Raw genomic sequence first — 14,056 nt, 5'->3', positions numbered from 1 at the left:
TCAGCGTAGATTTAAAGAAAAAGACATGAACACTTCAAAGATCGCTGCAAGACTCGCTGAACTCTGCCGCCAGGGGCAATTTGAAACAGCCCAAAAAGAATTGTATGCGAATGATGCCATCAGCATAGAGCCTCATGCTACGCCCGCATTTGAAAAGGAAACGCATGGACTGGATGCTATCATCAAAAAAGGGCACAAATTCGAATCCATGGTGGAACAAATGCATAGTTTTACCGTATCGGAACCGCTGGTAGCAGGTAATTCTTTTGCAGTGATCATGGGTATGGACGTCACCATGAAAGGGCATGACCGCATGAATATGAGCGAACTCTGTGTATATGAAGTCAATAAAGAAGGAAAGATTGTATCGGAAAGATTCCTTATGTAGGTTGTGTAGGAAATATTAAGGTCTAAATCTTGTATTTCAAAATTTATCTATGCAAACGTTTCCGGACGTTTTTGCATTCTTTTCCTGTGCAAAATGCAATTGTTAAAGATAGGTTAGTGTAATTTGATGGTCTACATACGTAACGAAACGTATGGCGAACTGCCAATTAATCAATTCTAAAACGATTGCACATGCCGAAACAACTCAGGTCAGTCCTGACCCGGTGGCTTGACTTCAGCTACCGCAAACTGAATCTACTGCTTATTTGCTTTGCCCTGACAAGCGCCCAACTCAGCGCTAATGCTGCAGATTCCCATTTACATTACTTGCCGGTCCAGATCGGAACACTGAATGGTAAGGTAACCGACAGTAAAAACCAACCCCTGGAAGGTGTGAGTGTGACCGTCAGAGGCACAAAAAAAGGGGTCACTACCAATGCACAGGGGGCGTTTGTGTTGAAGAATGTAGACGAACACGCTATCCTGGTATTCAGTTATACCGGGTTCGTTAACAAGGAAATACCACTCCGTGGGAATGCCGGTAACCTGGTAGTAATGATGGAGGAGCAGTCACTGCAATTAAATGATGTAGTGGTGATTGGTTATGGTACCCAAACTAAAAAAGACTTAACAGGTGCTGTAGCACAAGTGAAAGCTACACAATTGGAAAATGAAAATCCACGTTCGGTGCAGGACTTGCTCCGTGGAAATGCGCCCGGCCTGGATGTAGGATTTGATGCCAGTACTAAAGGAAGCAATGCAAGTCTTACTGTAAGAGGAAGGGGATCACTAACTGCACAGTCGCCTCCGGTAATTGTATTAGATGGAGTGATTTTCGGTGGAGGTATGGAAGATATCAATCCTAATGACATCGCTACCATCGACATCCTGAAAGATGCCAGCTCGGCTGCTGTATACGGAGCCCGCTCTGCCAATGGCGTGATTCTTATCACAACCAAAAGAGGCAGTAGCAAGAGCCATAAGCCCACCATTACTTTCAACGATAATATTGGCATCAATGTGCTGGAGCAAAAACCCCACCTGCTCGACGGTAATGAAATGATCAATTTCAGACAAGATTATGAAGCAGCCGCTAAATATTGGTTCCTGCCCGGTTTGGCACCTACTGTAGGTGGTGTCAAATTCGATACGGCTTCTACTCCTGGTATACAATATTATTATAAGGATCCACGCACCAATCCGGGTGGTTTGTCTACAGCACAATGGATGGGCCTGCGGCCGGGCAGTGCCGGAGATCCGGTGGTGGAATGGCTGAACAGGAACGAGTTTAAGCCTATAGAGATCAGTAATATCATGGCCGGTAAAATGCTTAACTGGGAAAACCTGATTTATAATAAAAACGCTTTGCAGCACGATCATACCGTGAGTATGTCGGGCAGGAAAGAAGATTTTAATTATTATCTCTCGATGGGTTATCTCAGCAACCAGGGATTGACCGTGGGAGATCAATACAAGGTTTTCAGGACCAGGGTGAACCTGGAGGGACAAGCCACTAAATTCCTGACAGTTGGATTGAACTTGCAATATAGTAACAGGGATGAGAGCTCAGTGCCTGTTTCCATGTCAGACGTGCAACAAACTACTCCATGGGGTTCATACTATGCAGATGATGGTGTTACACTTCGATTGAGTCCTAATGATGATCCGGGAAACAATACGCACCCATTCATGGAGCAGACATATACAGACCGGATGAAAAAATTTGATAACTTTTTTGGTTCGGTATATGCAAAAGGAAAACTGCCCTGGGGATTCTCTTACCAGGTGAATTTCACACCAAGGCTCGAGAATTACCGGTACTTTAATTTCCGTTCGCCGCTTAACCCTACCATTGCAGCAAGGAATGGCGTTGCTATCAGGCAAAGCCAAACAATTTATCAATGGCAGTTGGATAATGTGATCAAATGGTATCATCAATTTGGTAAACATACCTTCGATGCTACTTTCCTGATCAATGCTGAGAAATTTCAATCATGGGGCGACTCCACCAATGCAGAGAACTTTTCGCCTAACTCCAACCTGAGCTATCATAACCTGGGTGGAGCTGCTATTTTAAATACCTTTACCAAAGACGAGTATGCTACAGGTGATGCCCTGATGGGACGACTCGCGTATAATTACGACCAGCGTTATTTCTTAACGGGTACTGTTAGAAGAGATGGATATTCTGCATTCGGACAACAGAATCCCAGGGCTACTTTTTATTCGTTTGGTGCATCATGGGCATTGAGCCAGGAGCGATTCATGCGCCGGTTTGATAAATGGCTGGATTACGCAAAACTGAGGGCTTCTTACGGAGAGAATGGTAACCGTGAAATAGGCCGCTATGCTTCGATAGCACAACTCAATGCCAGTAAATATGTATACATAACGCCTTCCGGAACCGTATATGATGTGGCAACATTATCTACTGGCAATATGGCCAACTCCAATTTGAAATGGGAACGAAACGCTTCTGTCAATCTGGGTATTGATTATTCCATTCTTCGTGGAAGAATCAGCGGTTCTTTTGATTATTACCAGCGAAACACCAAGGATTTGCTGGTAAGCCGTTCGCTGCCCAGTGTAACCGGATTTAGCAATGTAATTTCTAACCTGGGTGAAGTACAGAACACCGGTTTTGAAATGAGTGTGAGTTCGCTCAACCTCGATCGAAGGAATTTTACCTGGAGAAGTACGTTCAGTTTCTGGCTCAACAGGAATAAGATCGTACACCTGTATGGCCCTGTTCCGGTTGTAGATGCAAGTGGTAAGACTACTTATGTAGAGAAAGACGATCTCAAAAACAACTGGTATATCGGCAAAGACATCAATACCATATATGATTACAGGATACTGGGTGTTTGGCAGGTAGCCGATGCTTCAAATGCTGCATCTTATGGTTACAAGCCCGGCGATTTCAGGTTACAGGACACCAATGGCGATGGTAAGTACACCATAGACGATAAGCAATTCATTGGCTCCACAACACCTGACTTTTCATGGAACCTTCGAAACGAATTCAGGGTCTTCCGCAACTTCGATGTTTCATTGACCCTGTACTCAAGGATTGGACAGCTTTCTCAGTTAAATGAAGCTAAGAACGTTGATAAGTTCTACAACAGGTCTAACTTCTACCTGCGTCCTTACTGGACTCCTGCCAATCCTATCAACGATTATGCAGCGATCAACTCCAATGCAGCTGGTGCTGTTTCATGGAATGTGTACAGGAAGTCTTCTTTCATAAGGATCAGTAATGTGAGCGTTGCGTATAGCCTGCCATCTGAACTGGCCCACAGGTATAAGATGGAAGCCGTGAAAATGTATGTTAATGTAGTGAACCCCTATGTATACTCTTCCTGGAATTATTTTGATCCGGAAAACAAGGGTATTACTCCCATCACATTCAATTTCGGCCTAAATGTTACCCTGTAGACCCATTAAATCATTAGAAGCATGAAAACGAACAATATCAATAAACGAATACTTTACTGCCTGACAATGGTACTGGTTATCAGCGCAGGTTGTAAAAAAGATTTCCTGGAACCGAAGCCCCTGTCTTTCTATTCACCGGAGAATTCAATGGTGGATATTCCCGGCTTCAATGCAGCGCTGGCGGCATGTGCAAAGAACCTGCGCGATGAATATTATGGTGATGGTGCGCCCATCATATCTGAAAATATTTTTTCGGAAGTGGCGGTAGAAGGTACTACAGACAAAACCGGGCCGGCACAGAACATGGACATCCTTATCAAACCCGATGCGCAGTTGAACCACGTAGACTATAACCGGATCGGTTGGTACTGGACACAGGAATATATAGGTATACGCCTTGCCAATACAGTGATTTCCAGGGTTGGCGGTGTGAAAACAATACCCGATTCTGCCAAGAATATCATCCTGGGCAAAGCTTATTTCTTCCGGTCTTTTGATTATTACCGCCTGGTAAATCAGTTTGGTGATGTACCCTGTCCGATGAAAGAATTAACAGGCCCCAAGGTAGATTTCGCTACTGTAAAAAGAGAAGTGATTCTTGCAAGAATGAAGCAGGACCTGGAGTTCGCTGTTAAATATGTTCCCTGGATCACCGATAAAGGCGATGTGAACCGCGGAGCTGTTTATCACCTGCTTACCAAAGTGAATCTCGCATTAGGCTTGTTCGATGATGCGATTGCCAGTGCCAATGCGGTGATCAACAGCGGTTATTTCAGATTGATGACATCACGCTTTGGCGTTGATGCAGGAGTTGCTGCCAAAAATGTAACCTGGGATCTGCACAGACCCGAAAACAAATCATTGCCCACAAATACCGAAGGCTTGTTCCTGGTAACAGACCGTTTTGGTGATGTAGGTGCTTATTCCGGTGGTATGTCAATCATGCGGCAGGCAGTACCCTGGTATGGAGGCGGACAAATCATCACCCCGGATCAGAAGAATGGAGTAGCAACAACACAAGGTGTTGAAATAGACAATTTCTCCTATTACGGAAGGGGTATCGGCCGTTGTCGCCTGACTCCTTATAGTACGGTGTACATATGGGATGATGTGAATGACCTCAGGCATGACTCTACTTCGGGTAACTGGATGTACATGGAAAACTTGCGTTACAATGATCCTGCGCTGAAAAAAGCCAACAATCCTTATTACGGACAGCGCTTACGTTTGTATAATGGCAACAGCCTGTTGGTGAAAAATGGCGATACCATTCGCTACTGGTACCCCTGGCCGCATTATAAGTTGTTTGTGGCCGACCAGGAGAATAACCCTATGAGGGGTGGCCACTCCGATTGGTATGTATTCAGGTTGGCTGAAACATATTTGCTCCGCGCCGAAGCTTATTTGTGGAAGGGCGATGCAGCCAGCGCTACAGCCGATATCAATACAATCAGAACCCGTGCCAAATGCGCCCCTTATACATCGGCGCAAGTGAACCTGGGTACCGTGCTCGATGAACGTGCACGTGAATTGTACTGGGAAGAGCCCCGCAAGACAGAGATCACCAGGATGGCTTATATTTTTGCCAAAACAGGTACGCCCTATAATGGCAAGACCTATACTTCTGCCAGTTTCTCTACAGCCAATTTCTTTTATGACCGCGTGCTGGAGAAAAACGATTTCTATCGCAAGAACATCATGACTGTTCACAGCGATATGTATAAGATGAGCCCTTATCACATATTGTGGCCCGTTCCACAGGATGCCATCAATGCCAATACCAATGGCCGCATCAACCAGAACCAGGGCTATACGGGATTTGAATTGAACGTTCCACCTCTAGACAAAATACCGGAATAAGGATCAAGCGAAATTCAGGTATGCAAAGCCACACAAATTTTTGTGTGGCTTTTTTATGATCTTTACCATCTGTACAAAGAGTATGAAAAAATACATTTTAGCAGGTAGTTTATTTATTTTTTTAACTGCATTGCATTGCCATGCCCAACAAATGAAAAGACCCAATATCATCCTGTTCCTGGTAGATGATATGGGTTGGCAGGATTGTTCTGTTCCTTTCTGGACGAAGCCTACAGAATGGAACAAGCGCTATCATACGCCCAATATGGAAAGGCTGGCGGCAGAAGGCATGAAATTCACCAATGCCTACGCCACGCCGGTTTGCTCACCCAGTCGCGTGAGCCTGATGACCGGCATGAATGCTGCCCATCACAAAGTGACCAACTGGACTTTAAGAAAAGATCAATCGGTTGACTACAAAGACAGTATGCTTCTTTCTCCCGATTGGAATATCAATGGAATGTCACCCATGCCTGGTATCGAACATACCGTATATACAACGCCGCTGCCGCTGCTGTTGAAAGAAGCAGGCTATTATACCATTCATTGTGGCAAAGCGCATTTCGGAGCGATGGAAACACCGGCCAGCGATCCGTTGAATATCGTGTTCATGCTAAACATTGCAGGACATGCCGCAGGCGGACCTGGCATCAATTATAGGGCCGCTATCAGAAAAGCCAATTGGAAACTGGTGTATAATATGAAAACAGGCACCAAAGAATTGTATGATCTTGCAGCCGATATCGGCGAAATGAAAGATGTTTCCAAACAATACCCGGCTGTAGTGAAGGATTTGTCTTCACTACTTTCCAATCGTTTGAGAAACTGGCAAGCACCCATGCCTTCATTCAAAGCCACTGGCAAACAGGTGCCCATGCCGGATGAAATCAAATAAAAAGTAATCGAAAACACAATACATTATCACATGAAATCATTCACTGCGCTTTTGTTATGTTCTTTACCGTTCGGCTTACAAGCTCAACTCAATAAGCCGGCAACTAATTATGTGACCATCTCTTCCGGCGAATCGGAAAAAGAAATCATTTATAAGGCAGCCCATGTTACACCCAGTCCCAGGCAACTGCGCTGGCAAAAACTCGAGCTGACTGCGTTCTTTCATTTTGGCGTCAACACTTTTACAGACAAGGAATGGGGTGATGGAAAAGAAGACGAGAAAGTGTTCAACCCAACCGCCCTCGATGCCAAACAATGGGTGAAAACAGTTAAAGAAGCCGGATTCAAGCAAGTGATCATCACAGCCAAACACCACGATGGTTTTTGTTTGTGGACCAGCAAATACACAGCGCATTCTGTTAAGCAGTCACCCTGGAAAAATGGGAAAGGCGATGTAGTAAAAGAAGTATCCGATGCCTGCCGCGAATTGAACATCGGCTTCGGTGTTTACCTTTCTCCCTGGGACAGGAACTCGGCACTTTATGGTACCGAAGCGTACAATGATTATTTTGTCAATCAACTCACAGAATTGTTAACCCAATACGGTCGCGTAGATGAAGTGTGGTTTGATGGCGCCAATGGAGAAGGCCCTAATGGAAAGAAACAGGTGTATGATTTCAACAGGTGGTACGAACTGATCCGCCGCCTGCAACCCACTGCTACCATTGCCATCATGGGACCCGATGTAAGATGGGTAGGCACTGAAACCGGAAGGGGACGTGAAATGGAATGGAGCGTGATACCCGCTGATCTGAATATGATGGCGAAAATTGCCGGTGACTCGCAGAAAGATGTTGCATTTGCACCAACGGGAGATAAGAGGGAAAATGACCTGGGCAGTCGCGATAAAATAAGAAATGCCCATGGATTGGTATGGTATCCTGCCGAAACAGATGTCTCTATAAGACCAGGTTGGTTTTATCATACTAAAGAAGACAGCAAAGTGAAAACCCCGCAACAGCTATTCGATATTTATTTCAGCTCGGTGGGGCGCAACGGTGTGTTATTGCTGAACATACCACCTAATAGGGAAGGACGGCTTTCGGAGTATGATGTGAAAAATTTGCAGAGATTCAAACAGTTGATGGATCGCACTTTTCAGCAGAACCTGGCTAAAAATGCAGTGATCAAATGCGCGAATGGAATGAATACCCATGCCATGACAGACGGGAAATATGAAACCTATTTCACTACGAAAGGACAAGATACCACTGCTACTATTGAATTGACATTTCCATCAGCTCAGACCTTCAATATTTTGTCACTACAGGAAAACATTGCTGTAGGGCAGCGTATAGAAAGTTTTGTTTTGGAATATAAAGAAGCCAACGAGTGGAAAAAGATCACAGAAGGCAGCACCGTAGGATACAAGCGATTACTGCTTTTTAATGCAGTGAATGCCAAACAGGTGAGGCTGCGCATACTGTCATCCCGGCTAAATCCAACACTCTCCGAGTTTGGATTGTATAAAGGCGATTAAATAGGAATGCTGATCTTGGCTTCGATCAGCCCTTCCCTTGTTTGTATAACACCAAAGCCGGCATCCGGACCATACATAAGATCCAACCGCCCTTGTAATTTAACGATGCCTTCTTTTCTTTCATGAATATATTCCCTGAAAGAACCAGAACTGGTAACGCCGAATACATGGTGGTGGTTGGTATAATTAGACCATACATGCAGGCTGCCGGTGCTGCTATTCCGGTTGATGCCATAGTTGAGTGCATTTTCAATCATGGCTTGTAAGATCATGGTAGGAACAGGGTGATCAAGCGTGTCTTCATCGATATCAAAACTCACTTGCAACCTGTCTTCAAAACGGATCAGTTCCAGCGCCAGGTAATCCCTCGCTACCGACAATTCTTTTTCAAACAATATTTTCTCGGCTTTATCACCGTGCATGCTATTGCGTAAAATATTACTCAGTTGGGTAATGGCCGAACGTGCCCGCTCCGGATCTTCCACTACCAGCGCCCGTATGCTGTTAAGCGCATTGAAAATAAAATGCGGGTTGATATGCGCTTTGATGGTCCTGATCTCTAATTCTTTCAGCAGGCTCTCCAGCCTTGCCTGGTCTATCTTCTGCTGTTTGTTTTTTTGCATGTAATGATAAGTGAAGTAAATCAGGTTCCACAAAAAAACAAACTGGAAATAGGAAATGGCAAAACGGGATACGATGTTGAGAAAAGAATATTTGACAGACCGCTTATCTTGTATGCCCATGATCGTTTCAAGACCTATCGCCGTTAGGCCGATCAGGAATGCAAAACAAAGTGAGAGCAGGATGACTGTGAGCAATTGTTTTTTAAAAGGATAATCCAATGCGCCCGATCGCCGGATGACTGTGCGCATGAGGTGGGTAAGGAGTAATCCCGATATGGCATGCGTAGCCAGTTGCGCATAAAAATAGTCTTCCCGCCAGGGTAAAATGGTCAGGTATAAAAAGATGTATCCCGCACAGTACAAGCCCCATCCCGTAAACTGCAATATCCAATATGTGGCAAGATGCTTCTTCATGCTATGGTGAAGTTATCAATTCATGCGAGTTACAGGAAAGTTTCAAGTGATATGCGGCAAATAATATGGTTGCCCGGTCCGGCCGGGCTTTCCACTCAATGAAAATAATGCCAAAAAACCATCTCACATAAAATTTTATAACACTTGCACAAATAGTGATAAATTGACCGCCTAATTAATTTGACATGGCGAAACAATCTTTTGCATTGCTAATGATCGGTTTGTTTTATTCGTTGACAGTATCAGCACAGGCAAAGCCTTCATGGAATACAATTTTTAAGCGCATCAATGATGAAGTGCAGTCCCATTCACAGGCATACAATACATTGAAAACAGCCACTACCACCATAGGGCACCGCCTTACCGGATCGGTGAATGGAGCTAAAGCAGAAACCTATGCGTATGAACTGTTGCAGTCTTATGGATTTAAGAATGTCAGGTACCAGCCTTTTGAAGTAGAGAGCTGGAGCCGCGGAACATTATCACTGACTGTTGGGCCGCATAAACAACAATTGAGCCCTGTCAAATCTGTAGCCCTGGCGCATTCGCCGGTAAAAGTAAACCTGACCGACGAGATCGTGGACATGGGAAATGGCCTGGAAGAGGATTATGTTGCGGCACCCGGTAGGGCCAAAGGTAAGATAGCGCTCGTATACCTGGGAGTATTGCCTGGCTCCAGGGAAGGAACCAAGAGCCTGCATCGTTCAGAAAAAACTGCAATCGCCATCAGGCATGGTGCCAAAGGCATTATTGTGATCAATACCGCCGAGGGAGGAATACTCCTGACAGGAACAGCTTCTGTTACAGGCAAACTGATACCCATACCGGCTGTATGCATTGGCAGGGAAGATGGTATGGCATTGAAGACTTTGTTGATGACAGGTAAACAATATGCGCATATTGACATGACCAACTTTTCAGGTATGATCAAAGCACGGAACGTGATCGCTACCATCAAAGGCAGGAAGAGACCCCATGAGAAAATAGTGGTGGGCGGGCACCTCGATAGTTGGGATCTTGCTACAGGCGCCATAGATAATGGCATCGGTTCTTTCTCCGTAATGGATATGGCGCGCACATTTAAAGTGTTGAAATTACGCCCTGCAAGAACGGTAGAATTTGTATTATTCATGGGCGAAGAAGAAGGCTTGTTGGGATCGAAAGCGTATGTGGCAGCTGCAGTGAAAGACAGTAGCATCCAACAATTGCGTTATATGCTCAATTACGATATGACCAATGATCCCAAAGGGTATGCTACGAGTGCAGCCGAGAGCAAAGAACTGTTTGAGTCGATCGGAGCTATTGCACATAAGTTGGACACAAGTTTTAAGAATAGCTTCTATGCAGGAGCGGGCCTGCACAGCGATCACCAGCCCTTTATGCTGGAAGGCATACCAACAGGCGGTGGTGCAGGAGGTAAATTGCCGAATAATGCAGGGCCTTGCTACCATGCCGACTGTGACAATTTTAAACTGGTAGATGAACAGGGAATGAAGAACACAGTTCGCTTCAGCAGTATGCTATTGTATGGTATCGCCGATGCCAAAACAATCAAGGCCAAACATTTTACCGATAGCGAAACCAGGGCATTTCTCATTAAAAACAACCTGAAAGAACCTTTACAGATAGCAGGAGAATGGCGATGGGCGGATTAGAGGTTGTTAGTTGTCAGAAAAACAGGTCGTCTAACAACTATCATCTAACAACTCTTTTCTCTACTTGCAATGAAGCCCATACCGCAAGTACTGCCGCCAGCATACCACCACCGAGGTCTGTAGGGAAATGCTGTGCCAGGTAAACCCTCGAATAAGCTACAAGTAATGCTGCAACGAATGAAATGACCACGATGCTGCGTTGTGGAATGACCAGGCAGACCAACAGAAAAATAGAGAATGCAGTAGTAGTATGCCCGGAGGGAAAACTATTAACAGTATGCAATTCAACGCCAGGTACTGTATGGATCAATGAGAGATCGGCGATGGCTTTAGTAGGGCGAGGCTCACCGGGGAAAATCCAGTTCTTGACACCCTGGGCAATGAGGGTAGACAAAACAATGGTGCTGATGAGCAGGGGCAATGATTTTTTATGGTATACCAGGAAGAAAAAGAACAGTGGCACCCATATCCAACCATCTCCCACATAGGTCCAGTATTTGAAGAACTGGTCAGCTACCGGCCCCATATTGTCATTCAGCAAAAGAAAAGCTGCCTGCTTTCCCAGGCAGGCAGATCCTAACAATAATACGATACCGGTGGAAGCAGTGAGCAAGGCTCCTTTTCTGAACACCCTGTATTGGTATGTCTGCATAAAGCAAATCTATACAACTCCGGCCAACTCCAGGCTCCGTTTTTTGAGCTTGATGATGTCGAGGTTATCGATCAACGGGTCGGGCGTGAGGATCAATGAAGAATTGTTTTCTTTCCACCAACTACTGCCCGTTAAGTGCCTGCAATGCAGCACACCGATCAGGTATTTTCTTTCGGCTTCTGCATGCCATTCTTCGATCCACTCAAATTTATCACGGGGAATGAATTTCCAGTCGTCGAAGCTCACGTACACTTTCAGGTAATAATCATTGGCCAATACATGCGGCCGGTGGTGATACAGTTTTTTGTATTCGTAACGGTAATGGTAACGTAATGCGGCAATATCACTGAGTACAGCAGAAGCAGTAGGAAAGCTGCCGGCGCCCTTACCGTAAAAGAATTGTTTGTCGGCAAAACCACTTTCAATTACCACGCCGTTGTATTCATTTTTTACAAAAGAAAGCGGATCGTCGTGTTTTACAAACTGGGGTAGCACATAAGCAGCTACTTCGCCGTTGTTCAGTTTTTTAGCTTGTGCGACCAACTTAATGTCGAGGTGTTTTTCCCTGGCTACGAGGGCATCGCTCAACTGAATGTTCTGAATACCACTGAACAGGATATGGTCGGGATGTTCCACGATGCCATAAGCATGGTTGAGTAGTATGCTCCATTTGTTCACGGCATCATATCCTTCCACATCAAGCTTGGGATTACTTTCAGCAAAACCCAGTTGCTGCGCCAGCAGGAGGGCCGATTGGAAATCGAGCTTGTCTTCAAACATTTTGGTGAGGATGAAGTTCGTTGAACCATTCACAATAGCCCTGATGGAATGCAGGAGGTCGTTATCGTAATACTCTTCCAGGTTACGGATAACAGGTATGGAGGCACAGGCCGCCGCCTCGCAAAGAAAAGGCTGGTCGGTTTCCTGTTGCAGTTTCAAAATTTCAGGTAAATGTTCGGCGATCATTTTTTTACTGGCACTCACCACGGCTTTACCATTTTTGAGCGCTTTGGAAACGATCTCGAATGCTGCATTTGCATCATCGATCACTTCCACGATCACATTGATGTTTTCATCATTCAATAATACATCCCTGTCAGTCGTGAATAGTTCTGCGGGAGCTTCTCTCTTTTTACCAGGGTGTTTGATGCAGACTTTTCTGATAGATGCTTTCAGTGAAGGGGTCTGCTGTAATATTTTATACAAACCTTCGCCTACTGTACCAAATCCGAATAAACCGATTGTCAATTGTTTGTGTGCTTCCATGAGTATTATGCGTTTATTACTTGCTGTTTTTCTTTTCTGTTTTTTTCAATATGCCGGAATGTTGCTTCCAGGTCATTGATCAGGTCTTCTGTTTCTTCCAGTCCTACTGATAAACGGATCAGGCTATCGCTCACGCCGGCCGCTCTTCTTTTTTCCGCAGGAATGGATTTATGGGTCATGTTGGCCGGGTGTGCTACCAGGCTTTTAATACCACCCAGGCTTTCGGCCAGTTTGAATAATTTTGTATGGGTAACAAAAGAAACGGCCGCTTGTTCAGTATCGTCTTTCAACGTAAAAGAAACAATACCGCCGAAGCCCTTGGACTGTTTCCGGGCAATATCATGATGCGGATGAGATGCCAATCCCGGGTAAAATACTTTGTCTACTTCCGGGTGGGTTTCGAGGAATTGTGCAACAGCCAGTGCAGATGCGCAGTGTTGCTTCACGCGCAGGAACAGGGTCTCGATGCCGCGGATGGTAAGCCAGCTGTCAAAGGGCGAGAGCACAGCGCCACAGGCATTCTGAAAGAATTTGAGCCGCTCGCCGATTTCACGTTCCCTGGCCACTACCACGCCTGCAATCACATCACTATGTCCGCCCAGGTATTTGGTAGCGCTGTGTACTACAATATCAGCTCCCAATGAAAGAGGTTGTTGTAAGGCGGGTGAAGCAAAAGTATTATCCACGCAAAGTAAACATCGGTGAGCCTCGGCCAGCTTGGCAACGGCTTTGATGTCGGCTATTTTGAGTGTGGGATTGGTAGGTGTTTCGAGCCAGATCAGTTTGGTCCGGGGTGTGATGGCATTGAAAACCTGCTCCAGGTTGGAGCAGTCTACATAATTCACTTTGACACCATACTGCTGGTAGACTTTGTCGAACAGCCTGAATGCACCGCCATAGATGTCATCTACTGCGATGATCTCATCGCCGCTGTGCAGGAGTTTGATCACGGCGTCGATAGCGGCCAGTCCGCTGGCAAATGCCAGGCCCACTGCACCATTTTCCAATTGTGCTACCAATTGCTCCAGTGCAGCCCTGGTAGGATTGCCACTACGGGTATAATCATACCCTTTGTTAACACCAGGCGCTTCCTGTACAAAAGTGGAAGTCTGGTAAATGGGAACCGATACGGCGCCGGTTAAAGGATCCACAGGGATGTTGTGGATGAGTTGTGTTGCGTTGCTCATGACGAAGATTTTTTAATTGTTAATAATCTTCTTCTTGCAATAACCTACAGATGTTTTTTATTTTTTCTCTTTGCCCCGGGCTTAAGCCCGGGGCAAAGAGAAAAAATAAAAAAGCTCATCCGTAAAGTCAGATGAGCTTGAAA

At 45.3% G+C, this 14,056-nt stretch carries 10 protein-coding genes; 6 read left to right on the top strand and 4 right to left on the bottom strand.

The features are described 5' to 3' along the window. Positions 1-25 precede the first annotated feature (25 nt). From BLU98_RS03450 to BLU98_RS03430, 5 genes are all read left to right on the top strand, one after another. Positions 26-388: a SnoaL-like domain-containing protein gene (locus BLU98_RS03450; RefSeq protein ID WP_092722060.1), complete on the top strand. Its 363-nt coding sequence runs from the start codon at positions 26-28 to the stop codon at positions 386-388. Between the two features lie 191 nt (positions 389-579). Further along, positions 580-3,822 carry a SusC/RagA family TonB-linked outer membrane protein gene (locus BLU98_RS03445; RefSeq protein WP_092722058.1) on the top strand — a complete coding sequence of 1,081 codons (3,243 nt, stop codon included), beginning with the start codon at positions 580-582 and terminating at the stop codon, positions 3,820-3,822. A gap of 21 nt (positions 3,823-3,843) precedes the next feature. Continuing rightward, positions 3,844-5,682 carry a RagB/SusD family nutrient uptake outer membrane protein gene (locus BLU98_RS03440; RefSeq protein WP_092722056.1) on the top strand — a complete coding sequence of 613 codons (1,839 nt, stop codon included), beginning with the start codon at positions 3,844-3,846 and terminating at the stop codon, positions 5,680-5,682. A 151-nt stretch (positions 5,683-5,833) separates the two neighbouring features. Further along, positions 5,834-6,577 carry a sulfatase-like hydrolase/transferase gene (locus BLU98_RS03435; RefSeq protein ID WP_257574678.1) on the top strand — a complete coding sequence of 248 codons (744 nt, stop codon included), beginning with the start codon at positions 5,834-5,836 and terminating at the stop codon, positions 6,575-6,577. A gap of 30 nt (positions 6,578-6,607) precedes the next feature. After that, positions 6,608-8,116, top strand: a complete 1,509-nt coding sequence (locus tag BLU98_RS03430) for an alpha-L-fucosidase (RefSeq protein WP_092722052.1) — start codon at positions 6,608-6,610, stop codon at positions 8,114-8,116. Here the strand turns inward: BLU98_RS03430 and BLU98_RS03425 are convergent. Continuing rightward, the gene (locus BLU98_RS03425) at positions 8,113-9,153 is read right to left on the bottom strand and encodes a sensor histidine kinase (RefSeq protein ID WP_092722050.1); all 1,041 of its coding nucleotides are present in this window, start codon (positions 9,151-9,153) and stop codon (positions 8,113-8,115) included. The genes BLU98_RS03430 and BLU98_RS03425 overlap by 4 nt on opposite strands. A gap of 185 nt (positions 9,154-9,338) precedes the next feature. Between BLU98_RS03425 and BLU98_RS03420 the strand changes: the two genes are divergently transcribed. Beyond that, complete coding sequence (locus BLU98_RS03420; RefSeq protein WP_092722048.1) at positions 9,339-10,808, top strand: M28 family peptidase; 1,470 nt, start codon at positions 9,339-9,341, stop codon at positions 10,806-10,808. A 40-nt stretch (positions 10,809-10,848) separates the two neighbouring features. On the opposite strand, the gene BLU98_RS03415 is transcribed toward BLU98_RS03420, so the two are convergent. Genes BLU98_RS03415 through BLU98_RS03405 form a run of 3 tightly spaced genes read right to left on the bottom strand, consistent with a single transcriptional unit; the run spans position 10,849 to position 13,913 of the window. Next, positions 10,849-11,460: a phosphatase PAP2 family protein gene (locus tag BLU98_RS03415; RefSeq protein ID WP_092722046.1), complete on the bottom strand. Its 612-nt coding sequence runs from the start codon at positions 11,458-11,460 to the stop codon at positions 10,849-10,851. A gap of 9 nt (positions 11,461-11,469) precedes the next feature. Beyond that, entirely contained in the window at positions 11,470-12,726 is a 1,257-nt protein-coding gene (locus BLU98_RS03410) for a homoserine dehydrogenase (protein WP_092722044.1), read from the bottom strand. 5 nt (positions 12,727-12,731) lie between these two features. Continuing rightward, positions 12,732-13,913, bottom strand: coding sequence for a trans-sulfuration enzyme family protein (locus tag BLU98_RS03405; RefSeq protein ID WP_092722042.1), 1,182 nt, complete (start codon positions 13,911-13,913; stop codon positions 12,732-12,734). Positions 13,914-14,056: the final 143 nt, after the last annotated feature.

The organism is Hydrobacter penzbergensis, assembly GCF_900106985.1.
Classification (GTDB): domain Bacteria; phylum Bacteroidota; class Bacteroidia; order Chitinophagales; family Chitinophagaceae; genus Sediminibacterium; species Sediminibacterium magnilacihabitans.
Note: the sequence above shows the minus strand (reverse complement) of the source record. Positions and strands in the feature narration are given on the sequence as shown.

Bases quoted from the DNA above. Each gene is read 5' to 3' on its own strand.
- BLU98_RS03450 (WP_092722060.1), top strand. From the start codon at position 26: ATGAACACTTCAAAGATCGCTGCAAGACTCGCTGAACTCTGCCGCCAG.
- BLU98_RS03420 (WP_092722048.1), top strand. From the start codon at position 9,339: ATGGCGAAACAATCTTTTGCATTGCTAATGATCGGTTTGTTTTATTCG.
- BLU98_RS03445 (WP_092722058.1), top strand. From the start codon at position 580: ATGCCGAAACAACTCAGGTCAGTCCTGACCCGGTGGCTTGACTTCAGC.
- BLU98_RS03405 (WP_092722042.1), bottom strand. From the start codon at position 13,913: ATGAGCAACGCAACACAACTCATCCACAACATCCCTGTGGATCCTTTA.
- BLU98_RS03440 (WP_092722056.1), top strand. From the start codon at position 3,844: ATGAAAACGAACAATATCAATAAACGAATACTTTACTGCCTGACAATG.
- BLU98_RS03430 (WP_092722052.1), top strand. From the start codon at position 6,608: ATGAAATCATTCACTGCGCTTTTGTTATGTTCTTTACCGTTCGGCTTA.
- BLU98_RS03425 (WP_092722050.1), bottom strand. From the start codon at position 9,153: ATGAAGAAGCATCTTGCCACATATTGGATATTGCAGTTTACGGGATGG.
- BLU98_RS03435 (WP_257574678.1), top strand. From the start codon at position 5,834: ATGAAAAGACCCAATATCATCCTGTTCCTGGTAGATGATATGGGTTGG.
- BLU98_RS03410 (WP_092722044.1), bottom strand. From the start codon at position 12,726: ATGGAAGCACACAAACAATTGACAATCGGTTTATTCGGATTTGGTACA.
- BLU98_RS03415 (WP_092722046.1), bottom strand. From the start codon at position 11,460: ATGCAGACATACCAATACAGGGTGTTCAGAAAAGGAGCCTTGCTCACT.